Consider the following 12,510-nt stretch of genomic DNA (forward strand, 5'->3'; position numbering starts at 1 on the left):
TCCCTCTGACAATTTAGGAATTTGGGGTCAGTCCGTGCCCATCGTCAGAACGCCGCGCCAATGCCCCGGCGTCATGCCGTAGGCGGATTTGAAGTGGCGCGTCATATGGGCCTGATCCGCGAACCCGGCCACGGCGGCGGCGGCGGAAAGCGACTCGCCGTCCGCCATCGCCGCGCGGGCGCGGTCCAGGCGGCGATAGGTCAGCCAGCGATGGGGACTGACCCCGCAAACATTTCGGAAATGCCGGGCCAGCGCGAAGCGGGATTGTCCGGTGATCGTTTCCAGGTCGTCCATGCCGATATCGGCCTCAAGCCGGTCCAGCATCGCCGCCTTGGCACGGCGCACGGCCCCGGTGTCGGGCGGTGTCCGGCGGGCGGGCTGTTGCGACTTGTCGAGCGCCGCCAGCGCATCGGCGATGCCGGTTACGATCCCGGTCCATTCCAAGGGTGTTACGCCATGGTCCAAATCGCGGATCGCGGGAACCAGCGCCGCCGCCAGACGCGGGTCGTCCATCACCGCCCCCGGCACGAAAGGCAGGCTGCGCGCCTTTTCGTCCAACGCGTCCAAGATGGTTTCCGGATCGATATAGACCATCCGATAGCGGAACCCCGTTTCCACCCCGGAATGACCGTCATGCAATTCGTCGGGATGCAGCACGATCGAATTCCCGGCAAGGCTGGTCCGCCCTTCCCCGCGATAGGTGAAGCACTGCACCCCGTCCATGGTCAGGCCCAGGGCATAGGTATCGTGCCGGTGCGGCGAGTAGGCCGGACCGCCGAAACGGGCTTCGATCCGTTCCGGACCGTCGGGACCTTCATCGGGCGCAATGCGCACCCAATCTTTCCCTTCCGGCCCGCACATTCGTTCAATACCGGAAAAGTCGTGTTGCGTAGACTCCATGTCCAAAGCCTAACAAACCCAGCGCATCCGACAATTGAAAAGGTATTCCGATGAATCCCGTTCTGACTCTCGACGACGAATTCGCGCAGATCACAGAGTATTTCTCCCCCCGCGTCGTCGCGCTGGCCAACGGTCAGTATGTCAAACTGGCCAAGATGAAAGGCGAATTCGTCCGTCATAATCACGAAAACGAGGACGAATTCTTCTTCGTCATCAAGGGCACGTTCTGCCTGCGCTACGACGATGGCAGCGAAGCCGTGCTGAAGGCAGGGCAATGCCACGTCACGCCGCGCGGCGTTTGGCATCATCCCCACGCGCCGGAGGAAGCCTGGGTCCTGTTCGTCGAACCGGCGGAAACCCTGCATACCGGGACCGTCGATAGCCCGCTATCCGTATCGGTGGACAATCAAGCCGCCCATTTGCGGCAAGAGGACTGATCCCATGCATTTCGAAACCAAAATGGCGATTGTCCTGCATGGCGACCTGTTGCCCTGGCAGGGCTTGAACGTGGCGGCCTTCCTGGCGGGCGGACTAGCAGGCGGCAACCCGGAAATCTTGGGGGAGGCCTATCGCGACGCGGACGGTACGGTCTATTCGCCGCTGATCCGGGAGCCGATCTTCGTCCTGACGGCCGATACGGATACCTTGCGCCGGACGCGGCAGCGTGCGGTCAGTCGTGGGCTGACCCCCGCGATCTATACCGCCGATATGTTCGCAACCGATCACGACGACGCCAACCGGGCGGTGGTCGAAGCGGTCGGGTCGGACGCCCTGGACCTTGTCGGGGTCGCCGTGCACGGCCCGCGCAAGGATGTGGACAAGGTCATCAATGGGTTGAAACGCCACCCCTGACCCCTCCACCGGGCTTGACCCGCCGCGTCCTGTTTCGTCTATAAGGGCGAAACGACGATAAAGGGCACGGCGATGAGCGATTCCATCCTGAATATTGCGATCATGGGCGCGGCGGGGCGCATGGGCCGCATGCTGGTGAAGGAAGTGACCATGACCGACGGCTGCCGCATCAGCGGCGCGACAGGCCGCGAAGGATCGTCCCTGATCGGGGTGGATGTCGGCGAACTGGCGGGGGTAAAAGCGCTGGGCGTCGCGATCACCGAAGACCCGGCGGAGGTCATCGCCCGCGCCGATGCGGTGATCGATTTCACCACCCCGGCGGCAACGGTCGACCATACGCGCCTCTGCGCCCAGGCGAATGCCGTCCATGTCGTCGGCACGACGGGTCTCGGCAAGGACGACGAGGCCGCCCTGGAACTCGCCGCCCGCCATGCACAGGTCGTCTATGCCCCCAATATGTCGGTCGGGGTCAATCTGCTGCTGGCGCTGACGGAAAAGGTCGCGTCCATTCTGGGCGGCGACGACTACGACATCGAAATCGTGGAAATGCACCACCGGCACAAGGTCGATGCTCCGTCGGGCACCGCGCTCGGCCTCGGCAAGGCCGCCGCGAAGGGGCGCGGGGTCGATCACGACCATGCCGCGGTCTATTCGCGGGAAGGCCATACGGGCGCGCGGGTGCCGGGCAAGATCGGCTATGCCACGCTGCGCGGCGGCGATGTCGTCGGCGAACATTCGGTCATCTTCGCCGCGGCGGGGGAACGGATTGAAATCACGCATAAGGCCACGGACCGCCGCATCTTCGCCGCCGGGTCCGTCCGCGCCGCGAAATGGGCGCGCAGCCAGCCCTACGGCCTGTACACCATGCGGGACGTGCTGGGTCTTGACTAAGTATCAGCGCTTGGGCGGCCGAACGCCTTTCAGCAACAGCAACCCGACGACCAGGAAGGGCAGGACCGTCGCCATGCCCCAATGCTGGCTGTCCGTCGCTTCCACCGCCAGGGCCAGCAGCGCGGGCCCCATGAAGGCCGTCGCCTTGCCGGACAGGGCATAGAGGCCGAAGAATTCCGTCGTCAGCTCCGGCGGCGACAAACGCGCCATCATCGACCGACTGGCCGCCTGCGCCGGCCCCAGAAACAGACCAAGTCCGAGTCCGAGCACCCAGAACACATCCTTGCTGTCCACCAACAGCATGGACAGGCCCAAAATCCCGATCGCCCCGACGGCAATCGCGATCACCGGTTTCGGTCCCCATTTGTCGTCCAGGAAGGCGAACCCGGCGGCTCCCAATCCTGCCGTGACGTTCAGCGAGATGCCGAACAGCAGCACTTCCTCGCTTTCCATGCCGTAGACCGCGGCGGCGAATATCCCGCCGAAGGCAAACAGCGTGTTCAACCCGTCGATATAGAACATGCGCGCGATCAGGAAGCGAAAGACCGCCGGATGTTCGGGAAGCGACCGCAGCGTCCCCCACAGCGTCGACAGGCCTTCCCGGACCGCTTGGCGTGTGGTCAGGCCGCTGCCCCGCCGATCCGGCACCATGAGGAACAGCGGCACGGCAAACACGATCATCCAGGCCCCGGCCAGGACTGGGATGGCGCGTATATGTTCGCTGGCCTCGCGGGAGAGGCCGAACAGAGCCGGGTCCGGCTGCACGAACAGGACCAGACTGACCACCAGGGCGGCCAATCCACCGGCATAGCCCAATCCCCAACCCCAACCGGAAATTCGTCCGGTCATATGCGCCGGCGCGACATCGGGCAGCATGGCGTTATAGAACACCATACCCAATTCGAAACAGACCGTGCCGATGACAACGAGAACCAGCGATTGAAAGACAAAGGACGAATCCGCCTCCGCCGTCCACAGCGCCATGGTCGACACGCCGCCGATCAGGGTGAGGATCAGCAGCCACGGTTTTCGCCGTCCCGCGCGGTCGGATATCGCGCCCAGAACCGGTCCCGCGACAGCGATGATCAGGGCCGCCAGCGACATGGCATAGCCCCAGTCGGCGGCTCCTTTTTCCGGCGTTTCGGCGATACCGCGCGTGAAATAGGTCGCGAAGACGAAGGTGGAGATCAGCGTCGGAAAGGCGGAATTGGCCCAATCGTAAAGACACCAGCCGACGACCGCTTTTCGGTTCATTTTTTATCTCTCCCCCGCTACCTTCGCGGTCCAGAATGCGTTTCGCGAACCTGCTTATCACCTAAGGGAGAAGACCGCCATGATCGTCACCACCACCGACTCCGTCGAAGGCCGCAGCATTTCCGCCTATAAGGGCATCGTCAGCGGCGAGGCGATCATCGGCGCCAATATCTTTCGCGACATGTTCGCGGGCATTCGCGATATCGTCGGCGGCCGGTCCGGGTCCTATGAAAAGGTTCTGCGCGACGCGAAGGAAGCCGCCCTGGAAGACATGCAGGAACAGGCCGCCGAGCTGGGCGCCGACGCCATCGTCGCCGTCGACCTGGACTATGAAGTTCTGGGCAAGGAAAACGGCATGCTGATGGTCGTCGCCAACGGCACGGCGGTAACGCTCGCCTGACGCTATATCGCGACCGCGCCGCTTTCGTCCGCCTTCATTTCAAAAGCCGCGGCCATCAGGGCCTTGGTATAGGCGGTTTGCGGCGCGTCGAAGATGGTATCCGCCGATCCTGCCTCCACGACCTTGCCGTCGCGCATGACGATCACCGTATCGGCCATGGCCCGCACGACCTTCAAATCGTGGCTGATGAACAGATAGGCCAGATCATGCGCCTGTTGCAGGTTGCGCAACAGGTCCACGATCTGCGCCTGGACGGACATATCCAGGGCCGATGTCGGCTCATCCAAGACGACGAAGCGGGGTTTCAGGATCAGGGCCCGCGCGATGGCGATACGCTGGCGCTGCCCGCCGGAAAATTCATGCGGATAGCGATGGCGGCTGTCCGGGTCCAACCCGACCTCCCGCAGGACGTCGACAACCATTTGGTCGCGCTCGGCGGCGCTTGATCCGATTCCGTGGACGTCTAGGCCTTCGCCGACAATCTCCCCCACCGACAGGCGCGGGCTCAGACTGCCGAACGGGTCCTGAAAGACAATCTGCATGCGGCGGCGCAGCTTTCGCAGGTTGCGGCCTTCCACGCCGTCGATGGCGCTGCCTTCGAAGGCGATCCCCCCGTCGGAATGGATCAGGCGCAGCAGGGCCATGGCCAGCGTCGTCTTGCCCGACCCGCTTTCCCCGACGACGCCGACGGTCTGCCCTTCCCGCACGGCGACGTCGATACCGTCCACCGCCTTGATATTGGCGACCGTGCGCCGCATCAGCCCCTTCTTGATCGGGAACCAGACCTTCACGCCGGTGCCTTGCATCACCATCGGCGCCGTGTCCGGCACGGGCTGTTTTCGGCCCGACGGCTGGGCCGCCAGCAGCGTTTTGGTATAGGCATGGTCCGGGGCGTCGAAGACCGTGGCGGTCTCGCCGGATTCGACGATCTGCCCGTTCTGCATCACGCAAACCCGGTCCGCGATTGTGCGCACGATACCCAGGTCATGGGTGATGAACAGCATCGCCATGCCGGTTTCCCGCTGCAGATCCTTCAGCAGTTTCAGGATTTGCGCTTGAATGGTGACGTCCAGCGCCGTCGTCGGCTCGTCGGCGATCAGCAGATCCGGTTCATTCGCCAGCGCCATGGCTATCATCACACGCTGCCGCTGCCCGCCGGACAATTCGTGCGGATAGGCGCCCAGCCGCGATTCCGCGTCCCGGATACCGACCTTCTCCAACAATTCCAGCACGCGGGGGCGCGCCTCGCGGCGGGTCATCCCCTTATGGATGATCAGGGCTTCCGACACCTGCCGCTCGACCGTGTGCAACGGGTTCAGGCTGGTCATCGGTTCCTGAAATATCATCGCGATGTCGTTGCCGCGCACGGCGCGCAGCGCCGACTCCTTCGCATGCAGCAATTCCTTGCCGCGGAACCGGATCGACCCGTTCGGATGCCGCGCCGCCGGATAGGGCAGCAATTGCAGGATCGACAGCGCCGTGACCGACTTGCCCGATCCGCTTTCGCCGACCAGGGCCAGGGTTTCCCCCTTGGCAATGGAGAAACCGACATGGCGAACGGCGGCGACACTGCCGCCGGGGACGCTGAATTCGACGGACAGGTCTTCGACCGTCAGCAATGGATCGTCTTGCGGTTGGCTCATGGGCTCCTCAAGTCACTTTCTTGCGCGGGTCGAAGGCGTCGCGAACACCCTCGCCGATAAAAACCAACAAGGTCAACATGATCGCGATGGTGAAAAAGCCGGTCAGCGCCAGCCAGGGCGCCTGCAGGTTTTCCTTCCCCTGCTTCAGCAATTCGCCCAGCGACGCGGAACCGGGCGGCAGACCGAAGCCCAGGAAGTCCAAGGCCGTCAACGTCGTCACCGACCCCGTTGCGATGAAAGGCAGGAAGGTGATGGTCGCGATCATGGCATTGGGCAGGATATGGCGTCGGATGATCGTGCCGTCCGTGACGCCCAGCGCCTTGGACGCCTTCACGTAATCCAGATTGCGCGCGCGCAGGGTTTCCGCCCGCACCAGTCCGACCAGGGTCGGCCAGGAAAACAGCATCATCAGCCCCAGCAACCACCAGAAATTCGGTTCCACGAAGGACGCCAGGATGATCAGCAGGAACAGGGTCGGCATGCTGGACCAGATTTCGATGAACCGTTGCCCGAACAGGTCCAGCAATCCGCCGAAATATCCCTGGAACAGACCGGATGTGACACCGATCACCGAACTGACCAGGGTCAGAGCCAGGCCGAACAGGATCGATATCCGATAGCCGTAGATCAACCGCGCGCCGACGTCTCGCGCCTCGTCATCCGTACCCAGCCAATGGTTGGCGTCGGGCGGCGTCGGAGCCGGCCCCGACAGATCAAGCGCGGGCCGTCCGTTGCCATAGGGGATCGGCGGCATCACATACCAGCCCTTCGCATCGATCAATGCACGGACGACCGGGTCGTCATACACGGCTTCCGTTTCGAAATAGCCGCCATAAGCGGTTTCCGGCACGAATTCGACGATCGGGAAATAAACATGGCCGTCATAGACCACGACCACCGGCTTGTCGTTGGCCAGGAAATCGGCGAACAGCGACAGTACGAACAGGATCAGGAAGATCACCAGCGACCAATAGGCCCGGCCGTTCTGACGGAACAGGGACAGGCGCCGCCGCGTCACCGGCGAAATGCGGATGCCCATGAATTTGGGGCCCACGATCTGGGGAGCCATGAATTTCGAGGTGGGCGCGGTCATCCCTCGCGCTCCTCAAAATCGATGCGCGGATCGACCGCCACATACATCAGATCCCCGACCAGCCCCAGGACCAACCCCAACAGAGTAAACATGTACAGGGTCCCGAACATGACGGGATAGTCCCGGTTCAACGTCGCCTCGAACCCCAAGGCCCCCAATCCGTCGAGGGAGAAGATGACTTCAATCAGCAGCGACGACGTAAACAGGATGGAGATAAAGGCGCTGGGAAAGCCCGCGATCACGATCAGCATGGCGTTACGGAAAACATGACCGTAAAGGATGCGGCGTTCTTCCAGCCCTTTCTGACGGGCGGTCACGACATACTGCTTGTTGATTTCGTCCAGGAAGGAATTCTTCGTCAACATGGCCAGGGTGGTGAATGCGCCGACGATCATCGCCGTCAAGGGCAGGGCCAGATGCCAGAAGTAATCGACGATCTTCCCCCACAGGGTCAGGCTGGCGAAATCTTCGGATACCAGACCGCGCAGAGGGAACCATTCCAGATATTGTCCGCCCGCGAACAGGATGATCAACACGACGGCGAACAGGAAGTTCGGCAATGCATAGCCCGCGAACAGAACGGCGGATGTCCAGATGTCGAACTTGCTGCCTTCCCGCACCGCCTTGGCGATGCCCAGGGGGATGGCCACCAGATAGGTGATCACCGTCGTCCAAAGCCCCAACGAGATCGATACGGGCAGCTTATCCAGCACCAATCCGATCACCGACCGGTCGGCGAAATAGCTGTCGCCGAAATCGAAGCGCAGATAGTTCCAGACCATGTCGAAGAAGCGTTCGTACATCGGCTTGTCGAAACCGAACTGTTGTTCCAATTCCGCGATGAATTCGGGCGGCAGGCCGCGCGACGCCCGCGTCTGCCGATCATTGGACACCGCGATATCCGCACCACCGCCCGACACGCGCTGCAGAGCATCCGGGGCTTCCCCCTTCAATTGGGCGATGATCTGGTCGATCGGCCCGCCGGGGGCCGCCTGGATGACGACAAAGTTCACCGCCATGATGACGAACAATGTCGGCACGATCAGCAACAGCCGTTTGACGATGTATGCGTACATGCGTCTATTTCCGCCCGCGTCGTTTCAAGGCCCGGTCCTTTTCCGCATCCACCCACCAAAAATCCGTTTCCGTCCCATGCATTGGCGGCGTTTCCGGATAGCCGAACCGGTTCCAGAAAGCGTAGCGATCGGCCTTGCTGTGGAACATCGGGATCATGAAGAAATTCCATTGCAGCACCCGGTCCAGGGCACGGCAACGCGCATCCAGGGTTTCGCGGTCCGGGGAGGCGATCAATTCCTCGATCAACCGATCGATCGCCGGGTCGGAAATACCGAACAGATTTCGGCCGCCGGGCCGCGCCGCCGACGCGCTGCCCCAGTATTCGCGCTGCTCATTGCCGGGGGAAAACGACTGACCCCAGACGCCGACCACAATATCGAAATCGTAGCTGTCCAACCGAGCCCGATATTGTGCCGCATCGACGATGCGCAATGTCACCTGCCCGCCCAACCGCTCGATCCCTCGGAGGAGCGTTTGTGTATGCGGGGTCAGCGCTTCCGAACTCAACAGGATCTCGACCGCGAAAGGCTGTCCGGTTTCGGCATTCACCAATTTCCCGTCCCGCACGACCCAGCCCGCCCGCTTCATCAGCTCCATGGCCTTGATCTGATTGTCGCGGTTGATGCCGCTGCCGTCGGATACCGGCGCGTGATAGGCTTGCGTGAAGACACGGTCTGGGACTTGGCCGCGCAGAGGGTCCAAGACTTCCAGTTCCTTCGGTCCCGGTAGCCCCTGCGCCTCCATTTCCGAATTTTCGAAGTAACTGTCCGTACGCTGATAGGCATTGTAGGTGACAACCCGATCCACCCATTCGAAATCCCACAGGTAGCTCATCGCCTCCCGCACGGTGATGTCCTGAAAGATCGGACGGCGCAGGTTCATGACATAGCCCTGGATCACCGCCGGTCGGTGATGCGGGAATTCCTTGCGCAGAATCCGCCCGTCATCGACGGCGGGGACGTCATAGGCGGTCGCCCAGAACTTGGAGGTATTTTCCTCCCTCAGATCCAGGTTTCCGGCTTTGAACGCCTGCAGCATCACCGTCGGATCGCGAAAATATTCGTATCGCATCGATGCGAAATTATGATGTCCGACATTTACCGGCAGGTCCTTACCCCAATAGTCGTCCACGCGGATCAGGGTAATCGACTGCCCCGCGCGCACGGCACCGATCTTGTATGGGCCGGAGCCCAGCGGCGGGGTCAGCGTCGTGCGGGTGAAGTCCTTGTCCTGCCAATAATGTTTCGGCAGGGCGGGCACCTGCCCCAGGATAACCGGCATTTCGCGATTGTCGCCGGGGGCCAGGCGGAATTCGACGGTCCTGTCGGACAGGGCAAGAACCTCCGTCACGCTGGCATAGTAGAACCGATATTGTGGCGCGCCCTGCTCTCGCAATATATTGAAGGACCAGACAATATCTTCCGCCGTGATCGGGTGCCCGTCGTGGAATCTCGCTTCCGGACGCAAGCCGAAACGCACGGCCGTGAAGATGCCGTCATCGTCCTTTTCAACCTCGATCCATTCTGCCAGCAACCCGTATTCGCTGTTCGGCTCGTCCCAAGCATCGGCCATCAATGTGTCGTAGATATCATTCGTTCCGATGGCCGGATTACCCTTGGTAATATAGGGATTCAGAGAATCGAATGTTCCTTCCGCGCCCTGGACCAATTCGCCGCCCTTGGGGGCATCCGGGTTTACATAGTCGAAATGCTTGAAATCCGGGGGATAGGCCAATTCACCGTGGATCGCCCAACCGTGGGATCGCACGACCGTGTTCTGCGCAATCGCGTCATATGCCCAAAGCGGCGCCGCGGCGATCCAGCACGCGGGCAGCAATAGGACAAAGGTCAGGAAACGCATGAAGATTTGGGCTCCGGTCGCGGAAAGGCCTGCGCGACAGTGTGCCGAAAACTATCCGCGACGCAAGGTTTCCAATGCCTTGGCATGTAGCGGGCGATTACCGGACGACACGGTGCGCCCATCGGACGCGATGGTCAGACCCTGCCCATCCCAGTCGGTAATCACGCCGCCCGCCCCTTCGATGACGGGCACGAGCGCGCAATAGTCATAAGGTTGCAGGCCGGATTCGACGACAAGGTCGACATGACCGGAGGCTAGCAATGCATGAGCGTAGCAATCGCCGCTATACCGCGTCAGCGCGGTCTTGGCTTTCAGATTCGCGAAACCCCGTTCTTCCGGGGTGTCGTCAAACATTTCCGGACCGGTGGAATACAGGATCGCATCGGACAGATCGGTCTTGCCGGACGTGCGGATCGGCGCGCCGTTATAGGTCGACCGCTGCCCCGCCACACCGGCCCAGCGTTCGCGCTGAATCGGTTGATCGATGATGCCGATGACCGGCACGCCGCCGATGCAGCAGGCAATCAGCGTTCCGAACAGGGGCATGCCGGAAATGAACGCCTTCGTCCCGTCGATCGGGTCGAGGACCCAAACGGCTTCCGCATCCAGACGGACGGAGCCATGTTCTTCGCCGAGGATACCGTGGTGAGGAAACCGCCGTTCGATTTCGACGCGCATCGCTTCCTCGATCGTCCGATCGGCGATGGTAACCGGGCTTTCATCCGCCTTGGACACGATGTCCAGCGGCGTGCGGAAGTAACGTGCCGCGATAGGCCGCGCCAGATCGGCCAGATCGTGCGCCAGTTCAACCCACTCTTCGGAAATGCCTGTCATCCGTTTGTCCCCATCCTCTGTCGGTCGGCAAAAGAAAGGGCGGCGAACAAGGCCCGCCGCCCAACCTTAAAAACGAGCCTGCGCGGCCCCGCCTTACGGCAACGGCGCCGGGCTTTGGGCCAGCGTGCGCAGATAGGCGATCAGGTCCGCGCGGTCTTCGTCCTTGCGGACGCCCTTGAAGCTCATCTTCGTGCCAGGCGCGTAACCGGACGGATCGTACAGGAAATGGTTCAGTTCGTCATAGGACCACGTACCGCCCAGACCGGCGACCGCGTCGGAATAGGAGAAGCCGTCGCGCTGCCCCTGCGGTTCGTTGAGGAGGCCGTAGAGATTCGGGCCGACCTTATGCGGGCCGCCCGGCGTGAAGTCGTGACAGGCCACACATTTCTTCGCGACCTTTTCGCCCTTGCCCACATCGGCACTGGCCAGCATCGGCAGGATATCGCCCGGTCCGGCGGGCGCGGCGTCGGCCGGCGCGGCGGCAACGTCGGTGCCTTCGGTCGGTTCCGCGATCACAAAGGCCTGCGCGGCTTCCTCGCCATGCTCTTCATGTGTGTTGTAAAGCGCGCTCGCCAGTTCCGCGGAGACCATGCCCAGGAGGCCGGCCACAAGAATAGCGGCAGCGATCTTGTTGATGAGAAGCGGATCTTTAGTCATTGCGAATCCCCAAACCGTACCGGCACGATGGTGGTAGCCCCATTCGGCAAACAAAAACTCGGCATCTTCCGTGCGGCGCTGCCTTGCGGATCGCGTACACGGATTGCCATGTCCGTCCAGCGATATATCCTGTCCGTCCCTGTTAATCAACGGTGGGGCTACCCGAGCGGGGCCCGAACATCGTTTTTTCCAATCAAGAAGGTGCCAGGCGCATGTCGCTCAAACCGATCGTGCTAATCCCCTCACGGCTTGCCTCCACCCGACTGCCGAACAAACCGCTGGCGGATATCCACGGCAAGCCGATGATCGTGCATTGCGTGGAACGCGCTTTGGAAGCAGATCTCGGCCCCGTCATTGTCGCGGCCGGAGATCAGGAGATCATCGACGCCGTCGGCGCGACGGGCCATCAGGCGATCCTGACCGACCCCGATCATCCGTCCGGCTCGGACCGCATCCATGAAGCCTTGGAAAGCCTGGACCCCCAAGGCCACTATGACACGGTGATCAATGTGCAAGGTGATTTGCCGACGCTGGATCCGGTGGCGATCCGTGCTGTTCTGGCGCCCCTTGTCCGCGAACCGGAAGTCGGCCTGTCCACCATCGCCGCCGAAATCCGGGTCGAAGAAGAAAAAACCAATCCGAATGTGGTGAAGCTGGTTGCGGGTTTCGCCCCGTCCGCCCCGGATGGTGGATTTCGAATCGCGCGCGCCCTGACCTTCACCCGTGCAACCGCGCCCTGGGGTGACGGGCCGCTGTATCACCATATCGGCCTTTACGCGTACCGACGGGACGCCTTGCGACGTTTCGTCGCTCTACCGCCCGGTATCTTGGAACGCCGCGAACGCCTCGAACAGTTGCGCGCCCTTGAGGACGGCATGCGGATCGATGCCGCGCTGGTCGATACGGTTCCCCTCGGTGTCGATACCCAGGAAGATCTTGACCGGGCGCGGACACTGCTTTCGGGCAAATGAGCACGCGAAGTGATGGAATTTCGCGGATTCTGGGCAAAATCCATTGCCGGATGCGTTCGAATCACGCCTGAATGGCGT

Annotated in this window: 13 protein-coding genes; 5 read left to right on the forward strand and 8 right to left on the reverse strand. The window is 62.1% G+C overall.

The window, feature by feature from the left end; genetic code table 11:
- Nucleotides 1-27: 27 nt before the first annotated feature.
- Nucleotides 28-900 (reverse strand): AraC family transcriptional regulator, encoded by an 873-nt coding sequence (locus tag HH303_RS04980; protein WP_169624063.1) that lies wholly within the window; start codon nt 898-900, stop codon nt 28-30.
- A gap of 50 nt (nt 901-950) precedes the next feature.
- On the opposite strand from HH303_RS04980, the gene HH303_RS04985 reads away from it, so the two are divergent.
- The 3 genes from HH303_RS04985 (at nt 951) to dapB (ending at nt 2,643) form a co-directional block, all read left to right on the forward strand.
- Nucleotides 951-1,337, forward strand: coding sequence for a cupin domain-containing protein (locus tag HH303_RS04985; protein ID WP_169624064.1), 387 nt, complete (start codon nt 951-953; stop codon nt 1,335-1,337).
- 4 nt (nt 1,338-1,341) lie between these two features.
- On the forward strand, nt 1,342-1,752 hold the full coding sequence (locus HH303_RS04990; RefSeq protein WP_169624065.1) for a DUF2000 domain-containing protein: 411 nt from the start codon (nt 1,342-1,344) through the stop codon (nt 1,750-1,752).
- An 87-nt stretch (nt 1,753-1,839) separates the two neighbouring features.
- Nucleotides 1,840-2,643, forward strand: coding sequence for a 4-hydroxy-tetrahydrodipicolinate reductase (gene dapB, locus HH303_RS04995; RefSeq protein WP_169624190.1), 804 nt, complete (start codon nt 1,840-1,842; stop codon nt 2,641-2,643).
- Nucleotides 2,644-2,646: 3 nt separating this feature from the next.
- Here the strand turns inward: dapB and HH303_RS05000 are convergent, their stop codons facing one another.
- Nucleotides 2,647-3,897, reverse strand: a complete 1,251-nt coding sequence (locus HH303_RS05000; RefSeq protein WP_169624066.1) for an MFS transporter — start codon at nt 3,895-3,897, stop codon at nt 2,647-2,649.
- 79 nt (nt 3,898-3,976) lie between these two features.
- On the opposite strand from HH303_RS05000, the gene HH303_RS05005 reads away from it, so the two are divergent.
- On the forward strand, nt 3,977-4,297 hold the full coding sequence (locus tag HH303_RS05005) for a heavy metal-binding domain-containing protein (protein ID WP_169624067.1): 321 nt from the start codon (nt 3,977-3,979) through the stop codon (nt 4,295-4,297).
- A 2-nt stretch (nt 4,298-4,299) separates the two neighbouring features.
- Here the strand turns inward: HH303_RS05005 and HH303_RS05010 are convergent, their stop codons facing one another.
- The 6 genes from HH303_RS05010 to HH303_RS05035 all read right to left on the reverse strand — a co-directional run bounded on the left by HH303_RS05010 (nt 4,300) and on the right by HH303_RS05035 (nt 11,461).
- Nucleotides 4,300-5,940 carry an ABC transporter ATP-binding protein gene (locus HH303_RS05010; protein WP_169624068.1) on the reverse strand — a complete coding sequence of 547 codons (1,641 nt, stop codon included), beginning with the start codon at nt 5,938-5,940 and terminating at the stop codon, nt 4,300-4,302.
- A gap of 7 nt (nt 5,941-5,947) precedes the next feature.
- Nucleotides 5,948-7,033 carry an ABC transporter permease gene (locus HH303_RS05015; protein ID WP_169624069.1) on the reverse strand — a complete coding sequence of 362 codons (1,086 nt, stop codon included), beginning with the start codon at nt 7,031-7,033 and terminating at the stop codon, nt 5,948-5,950.
- Nucleotides 7,030-8,109 carry a microcin C ABC transporter permease YejB gene (locus HH303_RS05020; protein ID WP_169624070.1) on the reverse strand — a complete coding sequence of 360 codons (1,080 nt, stop codon included), beginning with the start codon at nt 8,107-8,109 and terminating at the stop codon, nt 7,030-7,032. The genes HH303_RS05015 and HH303_RS05020 overlap by 4 nt, the downstream gene beginning before the upstream one ends.
- A gap of 4 nt (nt 8,110-8,113) precedes the next feature.
- The gene (locus tag HH303_RS05025) at nt 8,114-9,970 is read right to left on the reverse strand and encodes an extracellular solute-binding protein (protein WP_169624071.1); all 1,857 of its coding nucleotides are present in this window, start codon (nt 9,968-9,970) and stop codon (nt 8,114-8,116) included.
- A gap of 51 nt (nt 9,971-10,021) precedes the next feature.
- Nucleotides 10,022-10,804: a histidinol-phosphatase gene (gene hisN / locus HH303_RS05030; RefSeq protein ID WP_169624072.1), complete on the reverse strand. Its 783-nt coding sequence runs from the start codon at nt 10,802-10,804 to the stop codon at nt 10,022-10,024.
- A gap of 93 nt (nt 10,805-10,897) precedes the next feature.
- On the reverse strand, nt 10,898-11,461 hold the full coding sequence (locus tag HH303_RS05035; protein ID WP_169624073.1) for a c-type cytochrome: 564 nt from the start codon (nt 11,459-11,461) through the stop codon (nt 10,898-10,900).
- Between the two features lie 212 nt (nt 11,462-11,673).
- Here HH303_RS05035 and HH303_RS05040 point away from each other — a divergent pair, with 212 nt between their 5' ends.
- The gene (locus HH303_RS05040; RefSeq protein ID WP_169624074.1) at nt 11,674-12,432 is read left to right on the forward strand and encodes a 3-deoxy-manno-octulosonate cytidylyltransferase; all 759 of its coding nucleotides are present in this window, start codon (nt 11,674-11,676) and stop codon (nt 12,430-12,432) included.
- Nucleotides 12,433-12,510 lie beyond the last annotated feature (78 nt).

Origin of the sequence: Pacificispira spongiicola (assembly GCF_012926505.1) — a bacterium.
In the GTDB taxonomy this organism is placed as follows: domain Bacteria; phylum Pseudomonadota; class Alphaproteobacteria; order UBA8366; family Aestuariispiraceae; genus Pacificispira; species Pacificispira spongiicola.

Excerpts from the sequence above, each read along its gene's own strand:
- HH303_RS05020 (WP_169624070.1), bottom strand. The coding sequence starts at position 8,109 with ATGTACGCATACATCGTCAAACGGCTGTTGCTGATCGTGCCGACATTG.
- HH303_RS04980 (WP_169624063.1), bottom strand. The coding sequence starts at position 900 with ATGGAGTCTACGCAACACGACTTTTCCGGTATTGAACGAATGTGCGGG.
- HH303_RS04985 (WP_169624064.1), top strand. The coding sequence starts at position 951 with ATGAATCCCGTTCTGACTCTCGACGACGAATTCGCGCAGATCACAGAG.
- HH303_RS04990 (WP_169624065.1), top strand. The coding sequence starts at position 1,342 with ATGCATTTCGAAACCAAAATGGCGATTGTCCTGCATGGCGACCTGTTG.
- HH303_RS05035 (WP_169624073.1), bottom strand. The coding sequence starts at position 11,461 with ATGACTAAAGATCCGCTTCTCATCAACAAGATCGCTGCCGCTATTCTT.
- HH303_RS05025 (WP_169624071.1), bottom strand. The coding sequence starts at position 9,970 with ATGCGTTTCCTGACCTTTGTCCTATTGCTGCCCGCGTGCTGGATCGCC.
- HH303_RS05005 (WP_169624067.1), top strand. The coding sequence starts at position 3,977 with ATGATCGTCACCACCACCGACTCCGTCGAAGGCCGCAGCATTTCCGCC.
- HH303_RS05015 (WP_169624069.1), bottom strand. The coding sequence starts at position 7,033 with ATGACCGCGCCCACCTCGAAATTCATGGCTCCCCAGATCGTGGGCCCC.
- HH303_RS05010 (WP_169624068.1), bottom strand. The coding sequence starts at position 5,940 with ATGAGCCAACCGCAAGACGATCCATTGCTGACGGTCGAAGACCTGTCC.
- HH303_RS05040 (WP_169624074.1), top strand. The coding sequence starts at position 11,674 with ATGTCGCTCAAACCGATCGTGCTAATCCCCTCACGGCTTGCCTCCACC.
- hisN (WP_169624072.1), bottom strand. The coding sequence starts at position 10,804 with ATGACAGGCATTTCCGAAGAGTGGGTTGAACTGGCGCACGATCTGGCC.
- HH303_RS05000 (WP_169624066.1), bottom strand. The coding sequence starts at position 3,897 with ATGAACCGAAAAGCGGTCGTCGGCTGGTGTCTTTACGATTGGGCCAAT.